This window comes from Paraburkholderia sp. FT54 (assembly GCF_031585635.1).
GTDB lineage: Bacteria > Pseudomonadota > Gammaproteobacteria > Burkholderiales > Burkholderiaceae > Paraburkholderia.
Genome location: NZ_CP134195.1, coordinates 1,526,627 through 1,550,542, shown reverse-complemented (window position 1 = coordinate 1,550,542; position 23,916 = coordinate 1,526,627). Strand labels below are relative to the sequence as shown.

Sequence of the window (23,916 nt, the reverse complement as noted above, 5' to 3'; positions counted from 1 at the left end):
CACCGGCACGGCAGCTTGTCGCGCGTTCGCGGAATTCTCTCCGAACGCCGGCGCCCCGCCATCCCCGCGCGATTACACGGCGCGAACCTCGATGATCTTCGCCGCCTTCCCGGTGCGCTCAACGAGCCGTGTGCGGTCTTGCACCGCGCCGGCCAACTGACCGCAGGCAGCGTCGATATCATCGCCGCGTGTCTTACGCACCGTGGTGACGACGCCCGCGTCCATCAACACTTGTGCAAACCGCTTGATCTGTTCCGGTTTCGAGCGGATGAGGCCCGATTCGGGGAACGGATTGAACGGAATCAGGTTGAACTTGCACGGCACGTCGCGCGTGACGGCCAGCAATTCGCGCGCTTGCGCTTCGCTGTCGTTGACGCCGTCGAGCATGCAATATTCAAACGTAATGAAGTCGCGCGGCGCGACCTTCAGATAGCGCTGGCAAGCCGCCATCAGTTCGCGCAGCGGGTACTTCTTGTTCAGCGGCACAAGCATGTCGCGCAGCGGATCGCTCGGCGCATGCAAGGAGACCGCAAGCGCCACCGGCAGATCGGCGCCGAGCCGGTCCATCATGGGCACGACGCCCGAGGTGGACAGCGTGACACGGCGGCGCGACAGGCCGTAGGCGTTGTCGTCGAGCATCAGGCGCATGGCCGGCACGACCGCGTCGTAATTGAGCAGCGGCTCGCCCATGCCCATCATCACGACGTTCGTGACGACCCGCTCGCCCTTGCCGTCACCACCCGTGGCGCGGCCGCCGTCCACGCCGCGCGACGCGCGCAGCGCGAACTCAGCCATGCGCAACTGGCCGATAATTTCGCCAGTGGTGAGATTGCGGGAGAAACCCTGTTTGCCGGTCGAACAGAAACGGCAGTTGACCGCGCACCCGGCCTGCGACGACACACACAGCGTGCCGCGTGTTTCTTCGGGAATGTAGACGGTTTCAACCGCGTTGCTGTTGCCGACGTCGATCAGCCACTTGCGTGTGCCGTCGGTGGAAATATGGTCGCTGACGATGCCCGGCATCGAGATGGCGGCGCGCCCCTTGAGCTTTTCGCGCAAGGACTTTGCCAGATCGGTCATGCCGTCGAAGTCGGCCGCGTTGTATTGGTGAATCCAGCGCTGCAATTGCTTGGCGCGAAACGGCTTCTCGCCCAGGCTGTCGCAGTAGGCGACAAGCCCTTGGGCGTCGAGGTCGAGAAGGTTGACGGTGGGACTGCTCGTCATATCGAATCCTGCCATTTCAGTGCGAGAGTACGTTCATGCAACAAGCTGCATGAACGCAATGCCGTTCGCGCCCATTCCTGCTGCTTTTACCTTACTACTTTGCCGGGCGATTCGTGCGATAAATCAGATCGGCTGCACGAATCGCACGAGGCAAGTCCTGCTTAACGCGAGTAGACGTTCACTTGCGGGAAGAAGAATGCGATTTCGACGGCAGCCGTTTCAGCGGCGTCGGAACCGTGCACTGCGTTCGCGTCGATGCTGTCGGCGAAGTCGGCGCGGATCGTGCCCTTTTCCGCCTTCTTCGGATCCGTTGCACCCATCAGGTCGCGGTGCTTCAGGATCGCGTTTTCGCCTTCCAGCGCTTGCACGACGACCGGGCCCGAAATCATGAAATCGACCAGGTCCTTGAAGAACGGACGTGCAGCGTGCACAGCGTAGAACTTCTCCGCGTCGGCGCGCGACAGGTGAACCATGCGCGAAGCCACGATCTTCAGACCAGCGTTTTCGAAACGGCTGTAGATCTGGCCGATCACGTTCTTGGCCACTGCGTCCGGCTTGATAATCGACAGGGTGCGTTCGATCGCCATAAAAACTCCAAAAAATTAAGAGGTTACAGATTCAAATGAATCCGCTATTGTAGCATGTTCCCGTGTATGATTGCGATTGAACCCTTACAGAACTGAAAGACTCCAAGCAGGAATTCCCGAATACTGGTAGCGTAGGCAATGTCGGTATTTTCAGGGCATTGAAACTCCCTGCCCGCGCGCCAATCTTAGGGATGAGAGCGCCGCGGCCGGTGACAGAAATTCCCACCGGCGCTGCCCGACTCACCACTACCCGCTTCACAACCATACGCATCACGCTTCTGAGGTAAGGAGAGACCATGAACGATCATCCGTATAGCTTTGGCCGCAATGGCGCGGTCAGCACGGTCGAAACGCGTAACCGCGTGCTACGGAACACCTACTGGCTGCTCGCGCTGTCCATGATTCCAACAGTGCTCGGCGCGTGGGTGGGGCTCACCACCGGATTCTCGCTGTTCGCCGCCACCAGTCCGGCCATGAGCATGCTGGCGTTCTTCGCGATCGCCTTCGGCTTCATGTTCGCCATCCAGAAGACCAAAGACAGCGCGGCCGGTGTGTTCGTGCTGCTCGGCTTCACGTTCTTCATGGGCCTGATGCTGTCGCGCATCCTGAGCTTCGTGCTCGGTTTTTCGAACGGCCCGTCGCTGATCATGCTCGCCTTCGGTGGCACTGGTGTGATCTTCGCGTCGATGGCAACCATCGCCACGGTCAGCAAGCGTGACTTCTCGGGCCTCGGCAAGTGGCTGTTCATGGGCGTGATCGTGCTGCTGCTCGCATCGGTCGCGAACGTGTTCCTGCATCTGCCGGCGCTCATGCTCACGGTGTCGGTCATGGCCATCGTGATCTTCTCGGCCTACATGCTGTTCGACGTGCAGCGCGTCGTGAACGGCGGTGAAACGAATTACATCACCGCTACCCTCGCGATCTACCTGGATCTGTACAACGTGTTCGTCAACCTGCTGGCGCTGCTCGGCATCTTCGGCGGCAACCGCAACTAAGCCTGATTCAGGGCGCGGCGTGCGAAACGCGGCGCCCTGAAAGAAAAAGCCCATAACGAGTGATCGTTATGGGCTTTTTTATGGGCCGCGTCGGGCAAGCGCCCGGCGCAAGCGGGCACAAGCACAAGCGCGTCATCCGCCTATCACACGCTCAGCCACGCAAACCCCTCATCCTGCGAAGCCACCACCACTTCCGTCGGCGCCGCGCCCAGCACACCGGCCATGGCGGCCTGCGCCAGTTCTGGCAAATTGTTCTGCTGGCTCAGATGCGCGGCGACCAGGTGGCGCAATCTCGAACGATCGAGAGAGGCCAAAATCTCAGCCGCCGCGTCGTTGTTCAAGTGCCCATGATTGCCGCCGATGCGTGCCTTCAGCGATTGCGGATAGCGGCTGCCCGCCAGCATCCGCACATCGTGATTGCATTCGAGCACCAGCGCGTCGCAGCCGCTCAGCACTGAGCTGATATGCGGCGTGGACGTGCCGACATCCGTCAGCACGCCGAGCCGGCTCGCGCCGTTCGAGAGCACGTATTGCAGCGGCTCGCGGGCGTCGTGCGGAACGGTGTAGGGGAGAATGCTGAGGTCGCCGATTGCCACCGTTTCGTCGCCCCACAGCACCTGCAGGTCGACATCGGCTTCGTCGGCGCCCACCGCGCGGGCGGTGCCCCAGCTCATGTACAACGGAATCGACCACTTGCGCGCCAAGGTCAGCGCGCTGCCAATGTGATCGCCATGTTCGTGCGTAATCAGAATCGCGTCGAGTCCATCGACACTCGCGCCGAGCCGCGCCAAACGCCGCTCGACTTCCTTGGCAGAAAACCCGCAGTCGAGCAGCACGCGCGTGGTGGTCGCACCGCTTTGCGCTTCCACCAGCAAGGCATTGCCTTCACTGCCGCTGCCGAGACTCGCGAACCTCACGGTCCGCTTAGTTCAGTTGCGCGTGCAGCAGCGTCACGATGCGCTGCGCGTCGGACGAATTGTCGACCTGCCCGTTCGCCGTCAGCACCGCCACCTGCGTCACCGTGTCGCCCTTCGAGCGCACGTTGACGAGGAATTCCTGAGCCGGCTTCTTCGACGAATTGCCACTGTAGAACAGCTTGCCGAACAGCCCTTCTTTCTTCAGTTCCTGCATCGAGTCCGCGTAGCGCACGTAGTAGATACCCTTCGCGCGATCGCGGTTGTCGACGGTGAAGTTGGTGCGGTCGAGCGCGAGGCCCACACGCAGCCATGCGCGATCGAACGACTCCGGCAGGTCAAGCGTGGATGCGCCGGCGCTTTGATCGATCGTGGTCGGCGCAACCGCCGTACGCGCGTCGGTCAGCAGTTGTTTGGATTGCGCTTCGGTCAGGCCGAACTTTTGCATCAGCTTGGTGAGGAACAGCGCCTCGAGCGCCGGATCGCGCGGGCGCTCTTCCCAACGCGACGACGTCTTGTCCTGCCCCGTCAACACTTCCTCCATGGCGCTGTGCGTAATGGAGATGTCGGTCGTGTCGCCCGCACGCGAGACGAGCGTGCGGAAACTGTCACGCGTGCCCGACGAATACGCGAAGTCGATGACCTTGCCGACCGTGCGGCGGAACCAGTCGTCCGGAATGTTGGCGCGGTTTTCAGCCCAGTCGGTCGTCATGATGCCGGTGGCCGGCGCGTCGGTCTTCAGCGCGAAGCCGTTTTCCTGCCAGAACTCCTGCAACTGCGGCCACAGTTGTTCCGGCGAACGGCCGTCGACGACCAGCCAGCGGCGATCGCCGTCACGTTCGATATGCATGCCGAGCGGATCCTGCGCGTTCGGCTGGCCTTCAGTCGAATTGCCGGCGGCCGTCACCGCGCGCGTCTGCGCGCCGCCCAGCGCCAGATTGGCAGGCGGCGCGACGTAGCGCTCGTCGGTCTTGGTGGTGCTCAGATCGCCCGGAACGGCCAGCGGCGGCGCGCTTGCCGCGCCCTTGTAGTTGACGCGGTCGGAAGCAAACCAGTCGTTCAGCGTGTCACAGCCGGCGAGCGTCGTGAGGGCAAGCGCCAGCGCCGCCATGCGGGTTGCGTGGAGGGAGAGTGCGGAACGTTTCATGAGGTCCTTCGTGATGCTGGAACGCGGTGCCTTGGTTCTGTGTGCCGGGAACGCGGGCTGGATCGACGTCGGTTAAGGGAGTGCCGGTGGCAGGCTTTCGTTGGCGCTGGAGGGTGCCGCGGACGCTATCCGTCTAGCCCAGCAGGCCCGCTTCGCGCAGCGCGCCGCGCACCACTTCGTGGTATTGCGCGTCGAGCGGCGTGAGCGGCAGGCGGATTCCGCCCTGCACACGACCCAGTTGCTGCAGTGCCCATTTGGCCGGAATCGGGTTCGATTCGATGAACAGGTTCTTATGCAACGACAGGAGTTTCAGATGAATCTCACGCGCGGTCTTCGCGTCCGCGGCGAGAGCAGCCTTGCAGAGATCGCTCATCGCGCGCGGGGCGACGTTGGCGGTGACCGAAATATTGCCGTGGCCGCCGAGCAGCATCAGCGCGATCGCGGTGGGATCGTCGCCGCTGTAGATGCCGAAGTGCGCCGGCGCGGACTTGATCAGATGCGCGGCGCGATCGATATTGCCGGTCGCCTCCTTCACACCGATGATGCCCGGCACCTGCGCGCAGCGCAGAATGGTTTCGTTGCTCATGTCCGCAACCGTGCGGCCCGGCACGTTGTACAGAATCACCGGCAGATCGACGGTTTCGGCGATCTTCGCGAAGTGGCGGTAGATGCCTTCCTGCGTCGGCTTGTTGTAGTACGGCACGACCTGCAGCGTGGCGTCGGCGCCGACTTCTTTGGCCTGCTGGGTGAGTTCGATGGCTTCGGTCGTGGAATTGCCGCCCGAGCCCGCGATCACCGGAATCCGGCCCGCCGTATGCTCGACCGCGGTCTTGACCATCAGCACGTGTTCCTCGACCGACAGCGTGGCCGATTCGCCGCTCGTGCCGACCACGACGAGAGCGTTCGTGCCCTCCGCGACGTGCCAGTCGATCAGTTTGCGAAACGCCGGCAGATCGAGGCTGCCGTCTTCGAGCATCGGGGTGATGATGGCAGGAATACTGCCGCGAATCTGAACGCTGTCGTTGCTGCTGTGGTTGCCGTTAGTCATGAAACGCCATGAATTTGATCAGGTAAACCGCGATTGTAGCGGATTACCCAGCCAACTCGTAACAAGGCGGGGGTGCCGCCTGCGCGGGGTCGTCTGAGCGCTCCGCCTCCTGGATTGCGCAGATCCGCTGGACGTAGGCCGGGCGCGGCTGCGCGAGAAAACCGTCCTGAAAAGCGACCACCCGGAGCTGGCCGCGCACGCGGTCGAGAAGCTCGCCGGGCGCCAGCAGAAACGCCGGATTAGAGGGTTTGCCAACGCTTTCGTTTCCTTGCGCGAAGGTCTCGTAAACCAGTACGCCGCCGGGCGCAAGCGCGCGCAACAGCAGCGCAAAGAGCGGCCGGTGCAGGTAGTTCGTCACCACGACGGCGGCGAATTTCGCGTCAGCGGACAACGGCCACGCGGCGCCTTCGAGGTCGGCTTCGAGCGGGGTGACGAGCGGAACGCCCCGCAGCGCGTCGAGCGCCGCCGTGTCGCGGTCGATGGCGGTGACCGGATGCCCCAGCGACGCAAAGAACCGCGCATGCCGCCCCGCCCCGGACGCGACATCGAGCACCGCGCCGCCCGCCGCGACCAGATGCGCCCAATCGCGCACCCAGGGCGACGGCTCGCCCAATCCATGCATGGCGGTAGCGGGAGTGCTCATCACTTCAGCGCGGCTCAGTTGTACGAGAGGCCCATGGCTTCGCGTACTTCGCGCATGGTTTCCGTGGCGAACCTGCGGGCCTTGTCGCAGCCGTCGGCGACGATCGCGCGCAACAGCGACGGATCGTCCATGTACTTCTGGGCGCGCTCGAGCATGGGCTGCTGCTCGCGCAGAATGCCCTCGATCACCGGCTGCTTGCACTCGAGACAACCGATGCCTGCCGTCCGGCAGCCCTTCTGCACCCACTCGTGCGTGGCTTCGTCCGTGTAGACCTGATGAAGCTGCCACACCGGGCACTTGTCCGGATCGCCCGGATCGGTGCGGCGCACGCGCGCCGGATCGGTCGGCATGGTGCGCACTTTCTTCGTGATGGTTTCCGCGTCTTCACGTAGGCCGATCGTGTTGCCGTACGACTTCGACATTTTCTGGCCGTCCAGACCCGGCATGCGCGACGCTTCCGTCAGCATGGCCTGCGGCTCGACCAGAATGATCTTGCGCGAACCTTCGAGGTAGCCGAACAGACGTTCGCGGTCGTTCATCGACAGGCTCTGCGACTCCTGCAACATGGCGCGCGCCTGTTCGAGCGCTTCGTCGTCGCCTTCCTGCTGGTAGGCGTTGCGCAGTTCGTGATAAAGCTTGGAACGCTTGCCGCCGAGCTTCTTCGCGGCGTCGTTGGCTTTCTCTTCGAAGCCCGGTTCGCGGCCATACAGGTAGTTGAAACGGCGCGCGATCTCACGCGTCATCTCGACGTGCGGCACCTGGTCTTCACCGACCGGCACGAGCGAGCCGCGATACAGCAGAATGTCCGCCGCCATCAGCACCGGATAGCCGAGGAAGCCGTAGGTGGATAGATCCTTGTCCTTCAGCTTCTCCTGCTGTTCCTTGTAGGTCGGCACGCGTTCGAGCCAGCCGAGCGGCGTGCTCATGCCGAGCAACAGCGCCAGTTCGGCATGCTCGGGCACCTTGCTCTGGATGAACAGCGTGGCCTGCGCCGGATCGATGCCGGAGGCCAGCCAGTCGATCAGCACGTCCCAGACGTTCTTTTCGATCACTTCGGGCGTTTCGTAGTGCGTCGTCAGCGCGTGCCAGTCGACCACACAGAAGAAACACGGGTATTCGGACTGCAGCCGCACCCAGTTTTTCAGCACGCCGTGATAGTGGCCGAGGTGCAACGACCCGGTGGGCCGCATGCCGGAGAAGATACGGTCTGGGAACATGGTTATCTAGAAAAGCGAAACAAGGGGAGTCAGAATAGCGGTGATCGCGCTGTAGCCGATCGTGACCAGCGGGTTTAACCAGTATCGCGTGAGCGTACCCGTCATGACCAGCGCCATCACGATGAAAAAGCCGTACGGTTCGAGGCGCGACAGCGTGATGGACTGCCGCCGCGGCAACAGCGCCATCAGCACACGGCCGCCGTCGAGCGGCGGCAGCGGAAACAGGTTGAGCACGCCGAGCACCAGATTCACGCCGACGCCCGCGCCCGCCATACGCGTGAAGAAAGGCTCGTTGACATTCAGCACCGCGAGCGCGACACCGAACAGGCCCCAGATCACCGCCTGCACGAAGTTGCAGGCCGGACCCGCCGCCGCGACCCACAAACTGCCCCAGCGCGGATTGCGCAGGTTGCCGAACGCGACCGGCACCGGCTTGGCGTAACCGAACATGAACGCGCCGCTGGTGGCGAAGTACAGCAGCAAGGGAATCGCAATCGTGCCGAGCGGGTCGATGTGCCGCATCGGATTGACGGAGACGCGGCCGAGCACGTAGGCGGTATTGTCGCCGAGCCAGCGCGCGACGTAGCCATGGGCGGCTTCGTGCAGCGTGATGGCGAAAATCACCGGCAGCGCGTACACCGCAATGGTCTGTATCAGGGAAGAATCCATAACTCGTTATTGTAACAACGCGATTGCGTGCGTCTGTCCGCTTTCACTCATGCCGTCTCCGCGAGGCCGAACGGCGCGAGAGAACCGCGCCCCGGCCGCACCAGCACCGGTTCCGCGCCGGTCAGATCGATCACCGTGGACGGCTCGCACACGCAAGGACCGCTGTCGATCACCAGATCCAGTTGTTTCTCCAGGCGCTCGCGGATCTCTTGCGGATCGTTCAGCGGCTGGGTTTCGCCCGGCATGATCAGTGTCGAGCCGAGCAGCGGCTGGCCAAGTTCTTCCAGGATCGCCAGCGTGATCGCGTGATCCGGCACGCGCAGGCCAATGGTCTTGCGCGACGGATGCGACAGGCGCCGCGGCACTTCCTTGGTGGCCTGCAACACAAACACATAAGGGCCCGGCGTCACCGATTTGATCAGCCGGTATTGCCGGTTGTCTACCATCGCGAAGTTCGCGAGTTCCGACAGATCGCGCACCAGCAGCGATAGCAACTGCTTCTCGTCGAGTCCGCGAATGCGCCGCAGACGCTCGACCGCGTCCTTGTCGTCCAGATGGCAGGCAAGCGCGTAGCTCGAATCCGTCGGCAACGCGACCACGCCGCCATCGTTGATGATCTGCACGGCCTGCTTGACGAGGCGCGGCTGCGGGTTATCAGGATGAAGCCGAAAGTATTGGGACATGGCTACTAACGTTGGCTGACGGACGGACGGCGGATAGACGGCAAATGAACTGCGGCTGAAGACCCGCCGGAAGACCGGACGACCGCGCGCGGCCGGCGTTCACGCACGGACGTGCCGCCACGGCACGGCGCGGTCACAGCCAGCGTTCCCAGACGGGCTTCAGATCGGGGGGCAGCGGCGGCAGCGTGCCGAGGTCGACGCGGCCTTCGCCGGGTGCATGGAAGTCGGACCCGCGTGAGGCCTCGAAACCGAAACGGCGCGCGACATCGGCGTATTCGCGGTATTGATCGGGCGTGTGGCTACCGGTCACCACCTCGATCGCCTTGCCGCCGAGATCGATGAATTCGGCGAAAAACGCGTCGAATTCGACTGGCGAGTAAGCATAGCGACCGGGATGCGCGATGATCGCTTCGCCGCCGGCGGCCTGGATCCAGCCGACCGCGTCGGCCAGCTTGGCCCAGCGGTGCGGTACGTAACCCGGTTTGCCGTCGCCGAGAAAGCGGGTGAACACGTCCTGCGTGGAACTGGCGTAGCCGCTTTCCACCATGAAGCGCGCGAAATGCGTGCGCGAAATCATGTCCGGGTTCGACACGTATTTGAGCGCGCCCTGATAAGCGTCGGGAATGCCGAGCGTGGCCAGTTGTTCGCCGATCGCCTCTGCCCGCGCCGCCCGCCCGTTGCGGGTGCGCGCCAGACCGTCGAGCAGGATCGAACTGGTCGGATCGACGCCCAACCCGACGATGTGCACCGTGCGCGAAGCCCAGGTCACCGAGATTTCGACGCCGCTCAGATAGTCCATGCCGAGCGCCTCGGCGGTGCTTCTCGCTTCGTGCTGGCCGCCCAGCTCATCGTGATCGGTGAGCGCCCACAGCGTCACGCCGCCCGCATGCGCGCGGCGCGCGACGTCGGCCGGCGCGAACTGGCCGTCGGAAACGGTGGAGTGACAGTGGAGGTCGGCGTTCATCGTGGTCTTGAAAAGGTTCTGCGCTCATTTTACTGCAACGCAGTAAGTGGACGCAGAGCTATCTCGCAACCGACACCCCGAAAGGAGGTCTTCGCGGGAACCCTCAGACTTTTTGAAGGCGCTACGCGCAGAATCCCTCGATCAGCGCGGCCACCTGCTCCGGCTGGTCGTGGTGCACCATGTGCCCCGCTTCGTCGATGATCTTCTCGCGCCAGTTCGGGAACGCCTGAAAGCGCGCCTTGAATTCGTCGAGCGGGATCTCGCCGGCGATCTGCGCGAGCGTCGGCGAATTGGCGGCCTCCACGTGCAGCACCTTCGCGCTCACCTTGCGCCACGTCGCCATCACTTCGTCGAGCCGGTACAGCGCCGGGCCGCGCAGCTTGTGCGCAGGATCAGCGAGCAGCATGTAGCGCCCTGCGCCGTCCGGCTTCGACCAGTGCAGCGCGAGAAACTGCGCGCGCTGCGGGGCGAGCCGCGGATTGGTCTTGATCAGGCGCGCGGCGACGTCGTCGAGCGACGCGTAGCGCTTCAGTTGCGGCGGATCGCGCAATTCGTCGAGCCAGTTGCGCAGCCGCCTGGGCGCTTGCGCCGGGTGCGACGGCGCGAGACCGAAGCCTTCGAGGTCGACCACGCACCGCACCCGCTCCGGCCGCACGCCCGCATACATGCAGGCAATGTTCGCGCCCATGCTGTGGCCCACCAGATTCACCTCGCCGGTCGGCGCGTAGTGGTCGAGCAAGGCGTCGAGATCGCCCAGATAGTCCTGAATCCAGTAGTTGCCGCCACCGTGCTGCGCCACCGGCCAGTCCGACAGGCCAAAGCCGCGCATGTCCGGCGCCAGCACCTGCCAGTCGCCGCCCAACGCGTCGACGACGAACTGGAACGAGGCGGCCACGTCCATCCAGCCGTGCAGCATGAAAAGCTTCGGCGCATCCGGGTTGCCCCAGCGCCGTACATGCAGACGGATGCCGCGCACGGCGATGAATTCAGACTGGGAAGTGTTCATGAACGGCACGTCCAAAAAAAGAATGGTCGTTCGATTATAACGAGATAGACGTCGGCGCACGGGTCGGATGGTGAAGCAAGTCTCAGTCGTCGGTGGACGGCAGCGCCGCTTCCTGCGCGTCGAGACCCGCAAGGGCTGCCAGCGCGGCCAGTTCGGCTTCGTCGAATCCCGCGTCGCGACGCGCCTCGAAATTGAACGGACCACGTAATTTCGGTGCGTGATACTGGTCGGCGAGGCGCGTGTAGGTCTCATGAGGGTCGAGGCCGCTGTCGTCGCACAGGTGGCGGAACCAGCGATTGCCGATCAGCACGTGGCCGATTTCGTCGCGCAGGATGACATCGAGAATCGCCGCCGACGCCTGATCGCCGGCCTGCACCAGGCGCGCCCGGATCGGCGGCGAGGCGTCGAGGCCGCGAGCTTCGAGCGTGCGCGGCACCAGCGCCATGCGCGCCAGCACGTCGCCGCGCGTACGCTCGCACATGTCCCACAGGCCGTCGTGGGCCGGAAAATCGCCGTAGACGTGGCCATACTCGGCGAGGCGCGCGGTTAGCAGTGAGAAGTGATACGCCTCTTCGGCGGCGACTTTGAGCCAGTCGGTGTAGAACGCGGCGGGCATGCCGGCGAAGCGCCAGACCGCGTCGAGCGCTAGATTGATGGCGTTGAATTCGATGTGCGCGAGCGCGTGCAGCAGGACCGCGCGCCCCTGCGGCGATTGCATGCTGCGCCGCTTCAAATGCCGCGGATCGACCAGTTCGGGCCGCGCGGGACGGCCTGGTAAACCGGCCGGTTCGTCGAGTTCGAGGTCCGTGGCGCATGCCATGCGGCCTTCGAGTACGGCGGCGTAGAGCGCGCGGGCCGCGCGGGCCTTCGCGGCCGGATCGGCTTCGCATAACGCGGCGAGCGCTGCGGTGCGCGCGCAATGGGCGTCGCGCCCGACATTGGAAGCGGGCGAAACTGGCGGAACGGATGGTGCTGACGGAGCGGCGGACATCATGGCAAGCGAATCGACAAAGGAAACAGCAACGGAAGCCGCAACCGGCATGGCTCGGGAAATGGCGAATCTAACGGCAACCGACGCTTTGGCAGGCGGCCGGCAAAGCACGCCTGCCGGCGCAACCACGCCAACAGCAGCCCGAACAGCGCAGCAACGATCGCCCCGACGGCCGGACCAAGCGGCCCAACCACACAACCGTTTACAATACTCGATTCGACCATCCACCGCGCCCGATGCGCCGGCAAGACGCGACAGCGCGGCGCGGCAAGACGTTTCAGGCAGTTCGGCGCCCCATCCCGCGCGCGTAGCCACCGATCAACAGGAGACACCGTGACCATTTACAAGCTTGGCGAAGCCGCCCCGACCATCCATGAAAGCGTCTTCGTCGCGGATTCGGCGAGCATCATCGGCAATGTGACGCTCGCGGAAAACGCGAGCGTCTGGTTCGGCGCGACGATTCGCGGCGACAACGAGCCAATCACCATCGGCGCCGGCAGCAACGTGCAGGAAAACGCCGTGCTGCACACCGACCCCGGTTTCCCGCTGACGATCGAGCCGAACGTGACGATCGGCCATCAGGTCATGCTGCACGGCTGCACGATCAAGGAAGGCGCGCTGATCGGAATTCAGGCCGTGGTCTTGAATGGAGCGGTGATCGGCCGCAACTGTCTGGTCGGAGCGGGCGCCATCGTGACCGAAGGCAAGGTGTTCCCCGACAATTCGCTGATTCTCGGCGCGCCCGCCAAGATGGTGCGCGAACTGACCGAGACGGATATCGCCAACATGCAGCGCGGCGCGGCAACGTATGCCGAGCGCCGCGAATATTACAAGGCGCAGCTCGTGCGCATCGGCTAACCAGCCGGAGCGCGCGGCGCGCACGGCGCGGCATCACGCTGCGTCATTCGACCGAGGAAAAGTTGTGAGCGACCAGTTGCAAAAATTCATGTTCAGCGCGGCGCCGGTGCGTGGCGAGATCGTTTCGCTGCGCAATACGTGGCAGGAAGTGCTGACGCGCCGCGATTATCCGGCGCCGGTGCGCACGGTTCTGGGCGAAATGATGGCCGCGTGCGCGCTGCTGTCGGCGAATCTCAAGTTCGACGGCACGCTCATCATGCAGATTTTCGGCGACGGCCCGGTCAAGATGCTGGTGGTGCAATGCGGCTCCGATCTGTCGATGCGCGCGACCGCCAAGCTCTCCGGCGAAGCGGCCGACGTGATCGGTGAGACGACCAGCATGGTCGACCTGCTGAATGCGAGCGGCCACGGCCGTTGCGTGATCACGCTCGACCCGGCCAGCAAGCAGCCCGGCCAGCAGCCGTACCAAAGTATCGTGCCGCTGTCGGGCGTGGACGGCCCGCTCAATTCGATGGCCGAAGTGCTCGAGCATTACATGCATCACTCGGAGCAGCTCGACACGCGCCTGTGGCTCGCGGCGAACACCGAGCGTGCGGTCGGCATGCTGCTGCAAAAATTGCCGGGCGACGGCGGCATCGTCCCCCATCCGGGCGATCTGGACGCGGACACGTGGGAGCGCGTCTGCACGCTGGGCGGCACGCTCTCGCAAGACGAGTTGCTGAAGGAAGAACCGGAAACGGTTTTCCGTCGCCTGTTCTGGCAGGAAAACGTCCAGCATTTCGAACCGGCCACGGCGCGCTTCGAGTGCACGTGTTCGCGCGAAAAAGTCGGCGGCATGCTGAAGATGCTGGGCCGCGAGGAAGTGGACGGCGTGCTCGAAGAACGTGGTCATGTCGAGATTCATTGTGAGTTCTGCAACCAGCGTTACGAGTTCGATCCAGTCGACGTGGCGCAACTTTTTGTCGCCGAAGCGCTCTCACAAGGTGTGACGCCCGCGGCTGAACAGCGGCACTAAACGGCTCGCCGGCGCGCGGATTCCATACGCGCCGAACGGCGATTCATCACACCTGTATGACGGCAGTCAAAATACCGCGCCGCCCGCTGCCTTTTCAGGGCCCGGGCGGCGCAGTATCTTTGATCATTGCGTTGGATCATTGGCGGTGCGCGCGGTGCATGATTTGCTTAGGCATCCGACCGATGGAGATCGAACATGAACCACCCTACTTCGTTGATACGGCTGCTGCGCCATGCACGCACGACCGCCGTGCTGGCTGTCGTCGTGGGCAGCGGTGCGCTCGCTGGCTGCGTGATGGATCCGCCGGGGCCGTCGCCGATTTATAGCCGGCTGCCGGCCGATCAGTCAGGCATGGCCGCCACCGCCCAACCACTGACACCTGAAGAACGCCAGCGCTATGACGCGATCGACCATCAGGTGATGGCCGAGCAGAATCAGGCGATGGCCGCTGAAAATGCGGCGCAAGCATGGTCGCGTTACTACGCGCCGCCTGTCAGCGTGTATGGCAGCTATTACGGCGGTGGCTGGGGGCACGGCTGGGGTACGGGTATCGGCGTGGGTTACGGGCCATACTGGGGCTGGTAAGACGCGCCGGCAGTCCGCGCGTTGCAAGATTCCGGGCTTGGCGCGCGGCGCCGAGCCCAAAGAAAAAGGCACGGTTCTCACCGTGCCTTTTTTTACATCCTTCGTACTGAGCCGTTGTGCTGCTCTGGCGATGCTCAGTGCGCAGCCTTCTTGTCTTTTGCAGCAGCCGCCTTACCACCGTGCTTGCGATCCGGCTTCGCGCGCGATTCCGGATTCGGCACCATATGCAGCGGCGCCGCCGACATCTCACCGCGCGTGGACGTCGTAACAGAAGGCGTGTTCGCCGTGGGCAACGGTGCGTTCGGCGACACGAACTGCACGAATACTTCGCCGTCCTTCACCATGCCCATTTCGTAGCGCGCCCGCTCTTCGACCGCGGCCGTGCCGTTCTGCAAATCCTGCACTTCGCCTTGAATGCGTTCGTTGCGCAGTTTCGAATCGGCATTCTTTTGCACCTGCTGCGCCAGTTGCTGCTGCAACTCGTGCACGCGCAACCAACCGCCGTGCCCCCACCAGAGCGGGTACTGGATCAGCGCCAGTAGAACGATCAGGACAGCAGTGACAAGCCGCATGAAGTAAGCATAATGAATACACGCCGCCCTGCGCTATACGCAGGGCGGCGGGGTCAATCAGAAACGGAGGATAACCGGCTCATCGGTCAGCGCTGGCAAAGCGGCGATTAGCGCAGATTGTAGAACGCCGACTTGCCCGGATAGCTGGCGATATCACCGAGGTCTTCTTCGATGCGCAGCAACTGGTTGTACTTCGAGATACGGTCCGAACGCGACAGCGAACCCGTCTTGATCTGACCGGCGTTCAGGCCGACCGCGATGTCCGCGATCGTCGAATCTTCGGTTTCGCCCGAACGGTGCGAGATCACGGCCGTGTAGCCGGCGCGCTTGGCCATTTCGATCGCCGCGAAGGTTTCCGTCAACGTGCCGATCTGGTTGATCTTGATCAGGATCGAGTTGGCGATGCCCTTTTCGATGCCTTCCTTCAGGATGCGCGTGTTGGTGACGAACAGGTCGTCGCCCACGAGCTGAACCTTCTTGCCGAGCTTGTCGGTCAGAATCTTCCAGCCTGCCCAGTCGCTTTCGTGCATGCCGTCTTCGATCGACACGATCGGGAACTTGTCGGCGAGATTCGCGAGGTAGTCAGCGAATTCCGTCGACGACAGTTGCAGACCTTCGCCCGCCAACTGGTACTTGCCGTCGTGGTAGAACTCGCTCGCTGCGCAGTCGAGTGCGAGCAGCACGTCTTCGCCGGCGCGGTAGCCGGCCTTCTCGATGGCTTGCAGGATGGTCGACAGACATTCGTCGTTGCTGCCGAAGTTCGGCGCGAAGCCGCCTTCGTCGCCCACTGCCGTGCTCATGCCGCGGTCGCTCAAGATTTTCTTCAGCGCGTGGAACACTTCGGCACCGCAGCGCAGCGCTTCGCGGAAGGTCGGCTGGCTGACCGGCACGATCATGAATTCCTGGATGTCCAGGCTGTTGTTGGCGTGCGCGCCGCCGTTGACGATGTTCATCATCGGCACCGGCAGTTGCATTGCGCCCGAGCCGCCGAAGTAGCGGTACAGCGGCAGGCCGGCTTCTTCAGCGGCAGCCTTCGCGACGGCCATGGAGACAGCCAGCATCGCGTTCGCGCCGAGGCGCGACTTGTTGTCGGTGCCGTCGAGTTCCAGCAGGGTCTTGTCGAGGAAAGCCTGCTCGGAAGCGTCGAGGCCCATGATCGCTTCGGAGATTTCGGTGTTGATGTGCTCGACAGCCTTCAGCACGCCCTTGCCACCGTAACGGCCGGCTTCGCCGTCGCGCAGTTCGATCGCTTCGCGCGAACCCGTCGACGCGCCCGACGGCACCGCGGCGCGGCCCATCGTGCCCGACTCGAGCAACACGTCGCATTCGACGGTGGGGTTGCCTCGCGAATCGAGAATCTCTCGACCGATGATATCTACGATAGCACTCATGGTTTCCTCAAGAAATGACGTTGAATTCTTTACTGTGACACTGTATCTGACGTGTCGATCCGGAGTTACCGCTTCAGCGGTAACTCCGGTCCCATGCAGCGCACCGGTCTCCCCGGCGAACTACCTGCGCGCCAATACGTTCGACGACCATTGCGTGCATTCGCCGCGTGCCGATTATGCAAAGCTGTCGTGACACGCGGTGAATGCCTGAATCAGTTGAAATCGCTTTCGAGGAACGGCGCGCGCTTGACGGCCCGATCGAGCGTAACCAGCGTCTCGAGCAGATCGGCCATGCGATGCAGCGGCACGGCGTTCGGACCGTCCGACTTGGCTTCGGCCGGATTCGGGTGCGTCTCCATGAAGAGCCCCGACACGCCCACTGCCACCGCGGCACGCGCCAGCACCGGCACGAATTCACGCTGACCGCCCGAGCTCGTGCCCTGCCCGCCCGGCAACTGCACCGAGTGAGTGGCGTCGAACACGACCGGCGCGTTGGTTTCGCGCATGATCGCGAGCGAACGCATGTCCGACACGAGGTTGTTATATCCGAACGACACGCCGCGTTCGCACGCCATGAAGCGGTCTTCCGACAAACCCGCTTCACGCGCGGCGTCGCGCGCCTTGTCGATTACGTTCTTCATGTCGTGCGGTGCGAGAAACTGGCCTTTCTTGATGTTGACCGGTTTGCCCGAACGCGCGCACGCGTGAATGAAGTCCGTTTGACGGCACAGGAAAGCCGGCGTTTGCAATACGTCGACCACTGAAGCGACCTGCTCGATCTCGTGCTCGGCGTGAACGTCGGTCAACACCGGCAGACCCAGCTGGCGCTTCACTTCCGACAGAATGCGCAAACCTTCGTCCATGCCCAGACCGCGGAACGACTTGCCGCTGCTGCGGTTGGCTTTGTCGTACGACGATTTGTAGATGAACGGAATGTTCAGCTTCGCGCAGATTTCCTTCAGCCGGCCGGCTGTGTCGATCGTCATCTGCTCGGATTCGACGACACAGGTGCCCGCGATCAGGAAAAACGGCTTGTCGAGCCCGATTTCGAAATCGCCCAGTTTCATGCTTTCTCCCCAACTGCGACCGGCGTGCGCGCCTCGTGATGCGCGAGCGCCGCTTCGACGAACGACTTGAACAGCGGATGGCCGTCACGCGGCGTGGACGTGAATTCCGGGTGGAACTGCACGCCGACGAACCACGGGTGCATGCTGCGCGGCAGTTCCATCATTTCCGGCAGATCTTCACTCGGGGTACGGGCGCTGATGATAAGGCCGCCGGCTTCGAGCTGGGGCACGAAGCGGTTATTGACTTCATAACGGTGGCGATGGCGTTCGTTCACGTCCTTGCCATAGATCTCTTCGGCCATGGTGCCGGGCTTGATCGGGCAACGTTGCGAACCGAGGCGCATCGTGCCGCCCAGATCCGATTCTTCCGTGCGCTTCTCGACGCGGCCTTCGCGGTCGTACCACTCGGTGATCAACGCGACCACGCGGTTCGGCGTTTCCTGATCGAACTCGGTACTGTTCGCGTCTTTCAGACCAACCACGTCGCGAGCGAATTCGATCACGGCCAGTTGCATGCCGAGGCAGATGCCGAGATACGGCACCTTCGCTTCGCGTGCATAGCGGATCGCGGCGATCTTGCCTTCGGTGCCACGACGGCCGAAGCCGCCCGGCACGAGCACCGCGTCCAGATGCTTGAGGCTTTCGACGCCTTGCGTCTCGACCTCTTCCGAATCGATGTACTCGATATTGACCTTGGTCGACGTATGCATCGACGCATGACGCAGCGCTTCGATCAGCGACTTGTACGACTCGGTCAGATCGACATACTTGCCGACCATGCCGATCGTGACTTCGTGCTTCGGATGCTCCAGCTTCTCGACCAGATCGGACCACATGGACAGATCCGCGGCCTTCGGCGTGAGCTTGAGCTCTTCGCAGATGATCGCGTCCAGACCCTGGTCGTGCAGCATCTGCGGAATCTTGTAGATGCTGTCCGCGTCCCACACGGAGATCACGGCGTCTTCCGGCACGTTCGAGAACATGGAGATCTTGGCGCGCTCGTCGTCCGGAATGCGGCGGTCGGCACGGCACAACAGCACGTGTGGCGAAATACCGATTTCGCGCAGCTTCTGCACGCTATGCTGCGTGGGCTTGGTCTTCAGTTCGCCGGCCGTGGCGACCCAGGGCACCAGCGTGAGGTGCACGAAGCACGCGCTGTTGCGGCCCATGCGCAGGCTCATCTGACGCGCGGCTTCGAGGAACGGCAGCGATTCGATGTCGCCCACGGTGCCGCCCACTTCGACGATGGCGACGTCCGGCTCACCGCACGTCGCGGAAGCCGCGCCGCGTTCGATGAACGCCTGGATTTCATTCGTGATGTGCGGGATGACCTGCACCGTCTTGCCGAGATAATCGCCGCGGCGTTCCTTGCGGATCACCGATTCGTAAATCTGGCCCGTGGTGAAGTTATTGGCCTTGCGCATCTTCGTGCTGATGAAGCGCTCATAGTGGCCGAGGTCGAGGTCCGTCTCCGCTCCGTCTTCCGTCACGAACACTTCGCCGTGTTGAAACGGGCTCATCGTGCCGGGGTCGACATTGATGTAGGGATCGAGCTTGAGGAGGGTGACTTTAAGACCGCGCGATTCGAGGATCGCGGCGAGGGAAGCGGCGGCAATACCCTTGCCGAGGGAAGATACTACGCCGCCGGTGACGAAAACATATTTGGTCATCGCTGGATGCTCGCGGGAAAAACGGATTATACCGTAAAGCAGGGCCCCAACCCCAGCAAAATCCTGGCGGCATCCACATGTGCGCGCGCTGCGGTGGCGGCCATTGCCGCGCGTGGATCATGCGCCGTTTCTTGCGGCGCGTGCCGGCGCGGCGCGCTATGGTCGGCGTCGCGGCGCTGGGCTGATGCTGCCGCCTTCGTCGTCCACGCTCACGTCCGCGCGTGCTTTCGCGTCATCCGCGCTGCTCCAGTTCATGCAACATGCTTTGCACCGCGCGTGCGGTTTCGAGCGGCCTTTCCATCGGGTAGAGATGACTGCCCTCGATCCATTCCACATGGCCGCCGGTCGCGCGGCGGGTGGCGTCGAGACCGGCCTGGCGGATTTCCTTCGAGCGGGTGCCGGCGATGAAACCCACCGGCACCGGCGCGCCGCGGGCGAGCCGCGAGCCGAGCGTATGCGGCAAGGTCTTATAGATCTGATATTCGGTACGGCGATCGAATGCCAGCGACCGCGCGCCGTCGGGCGAAGTCTGCGGAATCCCGAAGTCGATATAGTCGGACAGCATGCGTTCATCCCAGCGCGCAAACGCCGGCTTCGAATGGAAATGGCGCCACGCTTCGTCACGGCTCGCCCATTGGGTGCGTCGCGTGCGGGTGGCGGCCGCGGGCGAGAGCCGCTCGTCGAGGCCGGTCCATTGCGACACGCGCAGCATGCTGCTGCGCCAGCCGGCGATCACCGGCGAATCCAGCATCACCACGCCCCTCACCCACTGCGGCTTCTTGAGCGCGGCCATCAGCGACAGATAGCCGCCCAGCGAGTGTCCCACCAGCCACACCGGGTATTCGTACGTCCGGCGGATGTCGTCGAGCAATTGCTCGACCAGATGCGGCCAGTCCTGCGTCACCGGAAAGCGCGCGTCGTGGCCGATCCGCTCGATGGAGCGCAACTCGTAGTCGTCTGCGAGCTCGGCGAAGATCGTCCGGTAGGTCGACGCCGGAAAGCCGTTCGCGTGCGAGAAGTGAATGATGTTTTTCAACTGCGCCTATCTCCATTCTGTTTTTGCGTGCCGGGCATCGTGCGCACCTGGGTGCCATCACCACGCCCGGCGGCGCGTTTCTTTTATCTGAGCGGGCGGCAATTCATCGGCTAACCCGTCAGCGATCCATCCAGTAGCGGCGCTGCGTGTCGCGATAGCGCTCGAGCGCGACCGTTACGCTTCCGGCAGCGGCACCGGCATGCGCCTCGGTCTGCTGGCTCATCTCGACCCGCACCGCACCGTCAGCATCGCTGCGCCCGAGCTCGATTTGCCGCGCCTTGTAGCGCTCGAACACACCCGCATTCGGGTGATGAAAACGGTTGCGATAGCCTACCTGAAATAGCGCGATGAGCGGGTCGACAGAGTCGAGGAACGGCTCGGTCGACGAAGTCTTGCTGCCGTGGTGCGGCACGACCAGCACCTGCGCGCGCAACGCGCCGCGATCGCGCGCGAGCAGGATGCGTTCGACGGGCGCCTCGATGTCCGCCGTCAGCAAGGCCGTCATGCGCGGCGGCTCCGTTTGAATGCGGCCGGGCGACGGGCTTGCCGCGGCGGGCAAGGTGCTGACGCGCAACACGCAGCAATGCGCGTTCGGCTTGCCTTGCAGCGGACCGGCATCCGGCCAGAGCATCGCGAACTCCACGCCGTCCCACTGCCAGCGCTGGCCCGCCGCGCACGGCAAGGTGTCGGCGCCGCGTTGCCGCGCGTTCGACCAGAGCGCATTCGACGGCGCCAATGCCGCCACCATCTGATGGACTTCGATCGCGTCCAGCACCGCGGGTGCGCCGCCCGAGTGATCGGAGTCGGCGTGACTGACGATCAACGTATCGAGTGTTCTCACGCCATGCGCCTGTAGAAACGGCACGACCACCCGCTCGCCCGCGTGAGTCGACTCCGGGCCCGGCCCCGTGTCGAACAGCAACGTGTGATGTTCCGTTTCGACCAGCACCGAAGTGCCCTGGCCGACATCCAGCGCCGTCAGGCGGAAACCGCCGTGCGGCGCTCCGGACGGCGCAGGCATCAGGAGCGGCAACCACGTCAGCGGCGCGGCCCAGCGCAGCGGCCAGCCGCGCGGCGCCAGACACCAGAGCACGCCCACCGCTGCCGCAGCCAGCGTCCACGCATCCGGTTGCGGCAGACGCCAGAGCGCCCAGGCTGGACCGGACAGCATCCGCAACGCCGCCGCCAGCAGTTCCAGCAAAGCGTGCGCGGCGTGCCACGCATAGAAGTCGAGTGGCGTGGGCAAGGCGACGCCCGCGAGCACCGCCGGCGTCACCAGCAGGCTGACCCACGGAATGGCGAAGGCATTCGCGAGCGGGCCAATTAGCGCAATCTGCGCGAACCAGTAGACGGTCAATGGCGCCAGCGCGACCGTCACGGCGAACTGCACCTGCGCGGCGCCGCGCAGCCGCTCGCCGGCACCGCGCAGGCGGCGGCGCAGACCGGCGCGCCATCTCGACCATCGGCTGGGCGCGTCGCCGCCCTCGCCCGCTTCGTCACGGTGCTGTTCATGATCCCGCACACGGGGCCGCCCCGACATGGCGAACAGAATCGCCGCCACCGCGCAGAACGACAACCAGAATCCCGCCGACACGACCGCCCAAGGGTCGATCAGCAGCACGAGCCCCAGCGCCCACGCGAGCACCGCCGAACGCGCCACATTGCGACCGCTGACAAACGCGAGCGCGACGACGCCCGCCATCCACAGCGCGCGCTGCGCCGGCACATTGAAGCCGGCCAACGCAGCGTGCAGCGCGGCGAACACCGCGCCGGCCGTGATCGCGACGACTTGCGCCGGCAACCGCAAGGGCCAGTTGCGGCCGATCCACCCGGAGCGCCGCCAGAACGCGCCCGCCAGCCAGCCCGCGAGGCCCGCGACGAAACCGATATGCAGCCCTGAAATCGCCACCAGATGACTCGTGCCCGTACTACGCATCAGCAGCCAGTCCGCGGCGCTGACTTCGTCCTGCGCGCCGATTGCAAGCGCCACAACGATCCCGCGGTGCGGCGCGTCGGCGAGCACTGCGTCGATCCGTTCACGCAGCGCGCCGCGCCAGCGGTCCACGGACACGCCGACGCCGCGCGCATAGCCACGCAACCGCACCGCCTGTGCCGGCGCGCTCACATAGCCGGTGGCCCGCACGTTGCGCGCGAGCAGCGTCGCCTCGGCATCGCGCACGCCGAAGTTGGCATTGCCATGCGGACGCTTGAGGCGCACGGTCAGCCGCCAGCGTGCCTCTGGTTCGAGCAGAGGCGGCGGCGCATCCTCGGCGATCCACGAGAGTTGGATTACGCGCGGGAAGGCGGCGATGGGTGCTTCGGCCGATTCGACGTCGAATAGAAAACGCGCGCCGTTTTCATCGCGTGACGGCAATCCTTTGATACTGCCGACCACCTCGATATCGCGGCCTTCCCACGCGGTGGGCAAGCCGAACGCGAGGCGCATGTCCGCGCGCAAGGCTGCATAGCCGAAGCCGAGGCACAACGCCGCGCACCACACCGCGCTCCAGCCGGCGAACGAACGCACACGTTGGCTGAAGCGGATCCGGCACGTGAGCAAACCAGGAGCCGCCGCGCGCGCGGCCCCATCCTCGCCCAAACCCCACATCGCCACCACAACCGCAGCACAAGCAACCAGCACCAACCCGCACAACGCCATCCAATCCGGCAACGCCGCCTGCCGTTGCAGCCCGATTACGCCCAACGCGAATCCACACCACCATGCCCGCATCCGCCCTCCGCCAGCAGACGCCAGACGACGCAACGCTCGACGCACAGGCGTGAGCGAGCGCGCCAGGCGTGGGTATCGCCCGGCGCGAACCACTCAAACCATCGCGTTCAATTATGCAGAGGAAAGGGTGAGCCGCGGCAGCGCGGCGAGCGCGTTAGCCGTTGTGCCTAGGGCGGCTTCGTCGGCGGCCATGCCGCGTAGTTGCGCAAGGCCCGCGCCGATGGCAGGAATCTGCTCGGGAGAGTTGCGCTGCTTGTAGATCCATGACGGCGCGATGTCCGGTGCGTCGGTTTCGACGACCAGCGCGTCGAACGGCAATTGCTCGGCGAGACGGCGGATTTGCCGCGCGCGCTCGAAAGTCAGATTGCCGCCGAAGCCAAGATGCATGCCCTGGTCGATATACGCCTGAGCCTGCTGAAAACTGCCGTTGAACGCATGCGCGATGCCGCGATGAATCTGATGCCGCCGCAGTCCCTTGATCACCTGATCCTGCGATTTGCGCACATGGCAGATCACCGGCAGATCGAACTCACGCGCGATCTGCAACTGGCCGTTGTAGAAGAATTGCTGACGCGCGTCGTCGAGACCGCCGACGAAATAATCGAGTCCGATCTCGCCGATACCGACAAACAGCGGGTCGCCGAGACTCGCCTCGATTTCCATGCGCAACAGATCGAGATCGCTCTCCTGCGCCCCCGGCGTGAACAACGGATGAATGCCGAGCGCGTATGCGCCACCGTCGACGCGGTGCGCCAGCTCACGCACCGCCGCGAAGTTCTCGCGGCCGATCGCCGGAATCACGATCCGTCCCACGCCCGCGCGGCGCGCCGCCGCCGCGACTTCTGAGCGGTCGGCGTCGAATTCCGACGCGTCGAGATGACAGTGCGTATCGATCCACATGAC

Annotated in this window: 23 protein-coding genes; 4 read left to right on the top strand and 19 right to left on the bottom strand. The window is 64.1% G+C overall.

All coding sequences use genetic code 11. The features are described 5' to 3' along the window. Positions 1–72: 72 nt before the first annotated feature. Positions 73–1,224: a 23S rRNA (adenine(2503)-C(2))-methyltransferase RlmN gene (rlmN, locus tag RI103_RS07340; protein ID WP_310814696.1), complete on the bottom strand. Its 1,152-nt coding sequence runs from the start codon at positions 1,222–1,224 to the stop codon at positions 73–75. 161 nt (positions 1,225–1,385) lie between these two features. Continuing rightward, the gene (gene ndk, locus RI103_RS07335; protein WP_012433533.1) at positions 1,386–1,811 is read right to left on the bottom strand and encodes a nucleoside-diphosphate kinase; all 426 of its coding nucleotides are present in this window, start codon (positions 1,809–1,811) and stop codon (positions 1,386–1,388) included. 296 nt (positions 1,812–2,107) lie between these two features. On the opposite strand from ndk, the gene RI103_RS07330 reads away from it, so the two are divergent. Beyond that, positions 2,108–2,806: a Bax inhibitor-1/YccA family protein gene (locus tag RI103_RS07330; protein WP_012433534.1), complete on the top strand. Its 699-nt coding sequence runs from the start codon at positions 2,108–2,110 to the stop codon at positions 2,804–2,806. A gap of 143 nt (positions 2,807–2,949) precedes the next feature. On the opposite strand, the gene RI103_RS07325 is transcribed toward RI103_RS07330, so the two are convergent. The 10 genes from RI103_RS07325 to RI103_RS07280 form a co-directional block, all read right to left on the bottom strand. Continuing rightward, positions 2,950–3,723: an MBL fold metallo-hydrolase gene (locus RI103_RS07325; RefSeq protein ID WP_310814695.1), complete on the bottom strand. Its 774-nt coding sequence runs from the start codon at positions 3,721–3,723 to the stop codon at positions 2,950–2,952. A gap of 7 nt (positions 3,724–3,730) precedes the next feature. After that, on the bottom strand, positions 3,731–4,867 hold the full coding sequence (gene bamC / locus RI103_RS07320) for an outer membrane protein assembly factor BamC (protein WP_310814693.1): 1,137 nt from the start codon (positions 4,865–4,867) through the stop codon (positions 3,731–3,733). A gap of 133 nt (positions 4,868–5,000) precedes the next feature. Then, positions 5,001–5,915, bottom strand: coding sequence for a 4-hydroxy-tetrahydrodipicolinate synthase (gene dapA, locus RI103_RS07315; RefSeq protein WP_310814692.1), 915 nt, complete (start codon positions 5,913–5,915; stop codon positions 5,001–5,003). 43 nt (positions 5,916–5,958) lie between these two features. Next, complete coding sequence (locus RI103_RS07310; RefSeq protein ID WP_310815191.1) at positions 5,959–6,558, bottom strand: class I SAM-dependent methyltransferase; 600 nt, start codon at positions 6,556–6,558, stop codon at positions 5,959–5,961. Between the two features lie 14 nt (positions 6,559–6,572). After that, positions 6,573–7,775 carry a tryptophan--tRNA ligase gene (locus RI103_RS07305; RefSeq protein ID WP_310814691.1) on the bottom strand — a complete coding sequence of 401 codons (1,203 nt, stop codon included), beginning with the start codon at positions 7,773–7,775 and terminating at the stop codon, positions 6,573–6,575. Positions 7,776–7,781: 6 nt separating this feature from the next. Continuing rightward, complete coding sequence (locus RI103_RS07300; RefSeq protein ID WP_310814690.1) at positions 7,782–8,444, bottom strand: site-2 protease family protein; 663 nt, start codon at positions 8,442–8,444, stop codon at positions 7,782–7,784. A 47-nt stretch (positions 8,445–8,491) separates the two neighbouring features. Continuing rightward, a complete protein-coding gene (locus RI103_RS07295; protein WP_310814689.1) occupies positions 8,492–9,127 on the bottom strand; it encodes an L-threonylcarbamoyladenylate synthase in 636 nt (211 codons plus the stop codon). Positions 9,128–9,260: 133 nt separating this feature from the next. Next, positions 9,261–10,091, bottom strand: coding sequence for a 3',5'-nucleoside bisphosphate phosphatase (locus tag RI103_RS07290; RefSeq protein WP_310814688.1), 831 nt, complete (start codon positions 10,089–10,091; stop codon positions 9,261–9,263). 121 nt (positions 10,092–10,212) lie between these two features. After that, positions 10,213–11,097: an alpha/beta hydrolase gene (locus tag RI103_RS07285; RefSeq protein WP_310814687.1), complete on the bottom strand. Its 885-nt coding sequence runs from the start codon at positions 11,095–11,097 to the stop codon at positions 10,213–10,215. Between the two features lie 82 nt (positions 11,098–11,179). Further along, complete coding sequence (locus RI103_RS07280; RefSeq protein ID WP_310814685.1) at positions 11,180–12,091, bottom strand: ferritin-like domain-containing protein; 912 nt, start codon at positions 12,089–12,091, stop codon at positions 11,180–11,182. A 330-nt stretch (positions 12,092–12,421) separates the two neighbouring features. Between RI103_RS07280 and RI103_RS07275 the strand changes: the two genes are divergently transcribed. The 3 genes from RI103_RS07275 (at position 12,422) to RI103_RS07265 (ending at position 14,546) form a co-directional block, all read left to right on the top strand. Beyond that, complete coding sequence (locus RI103_RS07275; RefSeq protein WP_310814683.1) at positions 12,422–12,946, top strand: gamma carbonic anhydrase family protein; 525 nt, start codon at positions 12,422–12,424, stop codon at positions 12,944–12,946. A 64-nt stretch (positions 12,947–13,010) separates the two neighbouring features. Further along, the gene (gene hslO / locus RI103_RS07270; protein ID WP_310814682.1) at positions 13,011–13,961 is read left to right on the top strand and encodes an Hsp33 family molecular chaperone HslO; all 951 of its coding nucleotides are present in this window, start codon (positions 13,011–13,013) and stop codon (positions 13,959–13,961) included. A 195-nt stretch (positions 13,962–14,156) separates the two neighbouring features. Next, complete coding sequence (locus RI103_RS07265) at positions 14,157–14,546, top strand: hypothetical protein (protein ID WP_310814681.1); 390 nt, start codon at positions 14,157–14,159, stop codon at positions 14,544–14,546. 134 nt (positions 14,547–14,680) lie between these two features. On the opposite strand, the gene ftsB is transcribed toward RI103_RS07265, so the two are convergent. The 7 genes from ftsB to RI103_RS07230 all read right to left on the bottom strand — a co-directional run bounded on the left by ftsB (position 14,681) and on the right by RI103_RS07230 (position 23,913). Next, positions 14,681–15,118 (bottom strand): cell division protein FtsB, encoded by a 438-nt coding sequence (ftsB, locus tag RI103_RS07260; protein ID WP_310814680.1) that lies wholly within the window; start codon positions 15,116–15,118, stop codon positions 14,681–14,683. A 107-nt stretch (positions 15,119–15,225) separates the two neighbouring features. Next, positions 15,226–16,509: a phosphopyruvate hydratase gene (gene eno, locus RI103_RS07255; protein ID WP_054038196.1), complete on the bottom strand. Its 1,284-nt coding sequence runs from the start codon at positions 16,507–16,509 to the stop codon at positions 15,226–15,228. A gap of 212 nt (positions 16,510–16,721) precedes the next feature. Beyond that, a complete protein-coding gene (gene kdsA, locus RI103_RS07250) occupies positions 16,722–17,576 on the bottom strand; it encodes a 3-deoxy-8-phosphooctulonate synthase (protein WP_310814679.1) in 855 nt (284 codons plus the stop codon). After that, positions 17,573–19,246, bottom strand: coding sequence for a CTP synthase (locus RI103_RS07245; RefSeq protein ID WP_310814678.1), 1,674 nt, complete (start codon positions 19,244–19,246; stop codon positions 17,573–17,575). The genes kdsA and RI103_RS07245 overlap by 4 nt, the downstream gene beginning before the upstream one ends. A 232-nt stretch (positions 19,247–19,478) precedes the next feature. Continuing rightward, positions 19,479–20,282 carry an alpha/beta hydrolase gene (locus tag RI103_RS07240; protein WP_310814677.1) on the bottom strand — a complete coding sequence of 268 codons (804 nt, stop codon included), beginning with the start codon at positions 20,280–20,282 and terminating at the stop codon, positions 19,479–19,481. Between the two features lie 118 nt (positions 20,283–20,400). After that, positions 20,401–23,013: a DNA internalization-related competence protein ComEC/Rec2 gene (locus RI103_RS07235; protein WP_310814676.1), complete on the bottom strand. Its 2,613-nt coding sequence runs from the start codon at positions 23,011–23,013 to the stop codon at positions 20,401–20,403. Between the two features lie 111 nt (positions 23,014–23,124). Further along, positions 23,125–23,913 carry a TatD family hydrolase gene (locus RI103_RS07230; RefSeq protein ID WP_310814675.1) on the bottom strand — a complete coding sequence of 263 codons (789 nt, stop codon included), beginning with the start codon at positions 23,911–23,913 and terminating at the stop codon, positions 23,125–23,127. Positions 23,914–23,916: the final 3 nt, after the last annotated feature.

Excerpts from the sequence above, each read along its gene's own strand:
- rlmN (WP_310814696.1), bottom strand. The coding sequence starts at position 1,224 with ATGACGAGCAGTCCCACCGTCAACCTTCTCGACCTCGACGCCCAAGGG.
- RI103_RS07285 (WP_310814687.1), bottom strand. The coding sequence starts at position 11,097 with ATGAACACTTCCCAGTCTGAATTCATCGCCGTGCGCGGCATCCGTCTG.
- RI103_RS07330 (WP_012433534.1), top strand. The coding sequence starts at position 2,108 with ATGAACGATCATCCGTATAGCTTTGGCCGCAATGGCGCGGTCAGCACG.
- RI103_RS07305 (WP_310814691.1), bottom strand. The coding sequence starts at position 7,775 with ATGTTCCCAGACCGTATCTTCTCCGGCATGCGGCCCACCGGGTCGTTG.
- RI103_RS07245 (WP_310814678.1), bottom strand. The coding sequence starts at position 19,246 with ATGACCAAATATGTTTTCGTCACCGGCGGCGTAGTATCTTCCCTCGGC.
- RI103_RS07295 (WP_310814689.1), bottom strand. The coding sequence starts at position 9,127 with ATGTCCCAATACTTTCGGCTTCATCCTGATAACCCGCAGCCGCGCCTC.
- ftsB (WP_310814680.1), bottom strand. The coding sequence starts at position 15,118 with ATGCGGCTTGTCACTGCTGTCCTGATCGTTCTACTGGCGCTGATCCAG.
- RI103_RS07265 (WP_310814681.1), top strand. The coding sequence starts at position 14,157 with ATGAACCACCCTACTTCGTTGATACGGCTGCTGCGCCATGCACGCACG.
- eno (WP_054038196.1), bottom strand. The coding sequence starts at position 16,509 with ATGAGTGCTATCGTAGATATCATCGGTCGAGAGATTCTCGATTCGCGA.
- ndk (WP_012433533.1), bottom strand. The coding sequence starts at position 1,811 with ATGGCGATCGAACGCACCCTGTCGATTATCAAGCCGGACGCAGTGGCC.
- RI103_RS07290 (WP_310814688.1), bottom strand. The coding sequence starts at position 10,091 with ATGAACGCCGACCTCCACTGTCACTCCACCGTTTCCGACGGCCAGTTC.
- RI103_RS07280 (WP_310814685.1), bottom strand. The coding sequence starts at position 12,091 with ATGATGTCCGCCGCTCCGTCAGCACCATCCGTTCCGCCAGTTTCGCCC.
- bamC (WP_310814693.1), bottom strand. The coding sequence starts at position 4,867 with ATGAAACGTTCCGCACTCTCCCTCCACGCAACCCGCATGGCGGCGCTG.
- kdsA (WP_310814679.1), bottom strand. The coding sequence starts at position 17,576 with ATGAAACTGGGCGATTTCGAAATCGGGCTCGACAAGCCGTTTTTCCTG.
- RI103_RS07300 (WP_310814690.1), bottom strand. The coding sequence starts at position 8,444 with ATGGATTCTTCCCTGATACAGACCATTGCGGTGTACGCGCTGCCGGTG.
- RI103_RS07310 (WP_310815191.1), bottom strand. The coding sequence starts at position 6,558 with ATGAGCACTCCCGCTACCGCCATGCATGGATTGGGCGAGCCGTCGCCC.
- dapA (WP_310814692.1), bottom strand. The coding sequence starts at position 5,915 with ATGACTAACGGCAACCACAGCAGCAACGACAGCGTTCAGATTCGCGGC.
- RI103_RS07235 (WP_310814676.1), bottom strand. The coding sequence starts at position 23,013 with ATGCGGGCATGGTGGTGTGGATTCGCGTTGGGCGTAATCGGGCTGCAA.
- RI103_RS07230 (WP_310814675.1), bottom strand. The coding sequence starts at position 23,913 with ATGTGGATCGATACGCACTGTCATCTCGACGCGTCGGAATTCGACGCC.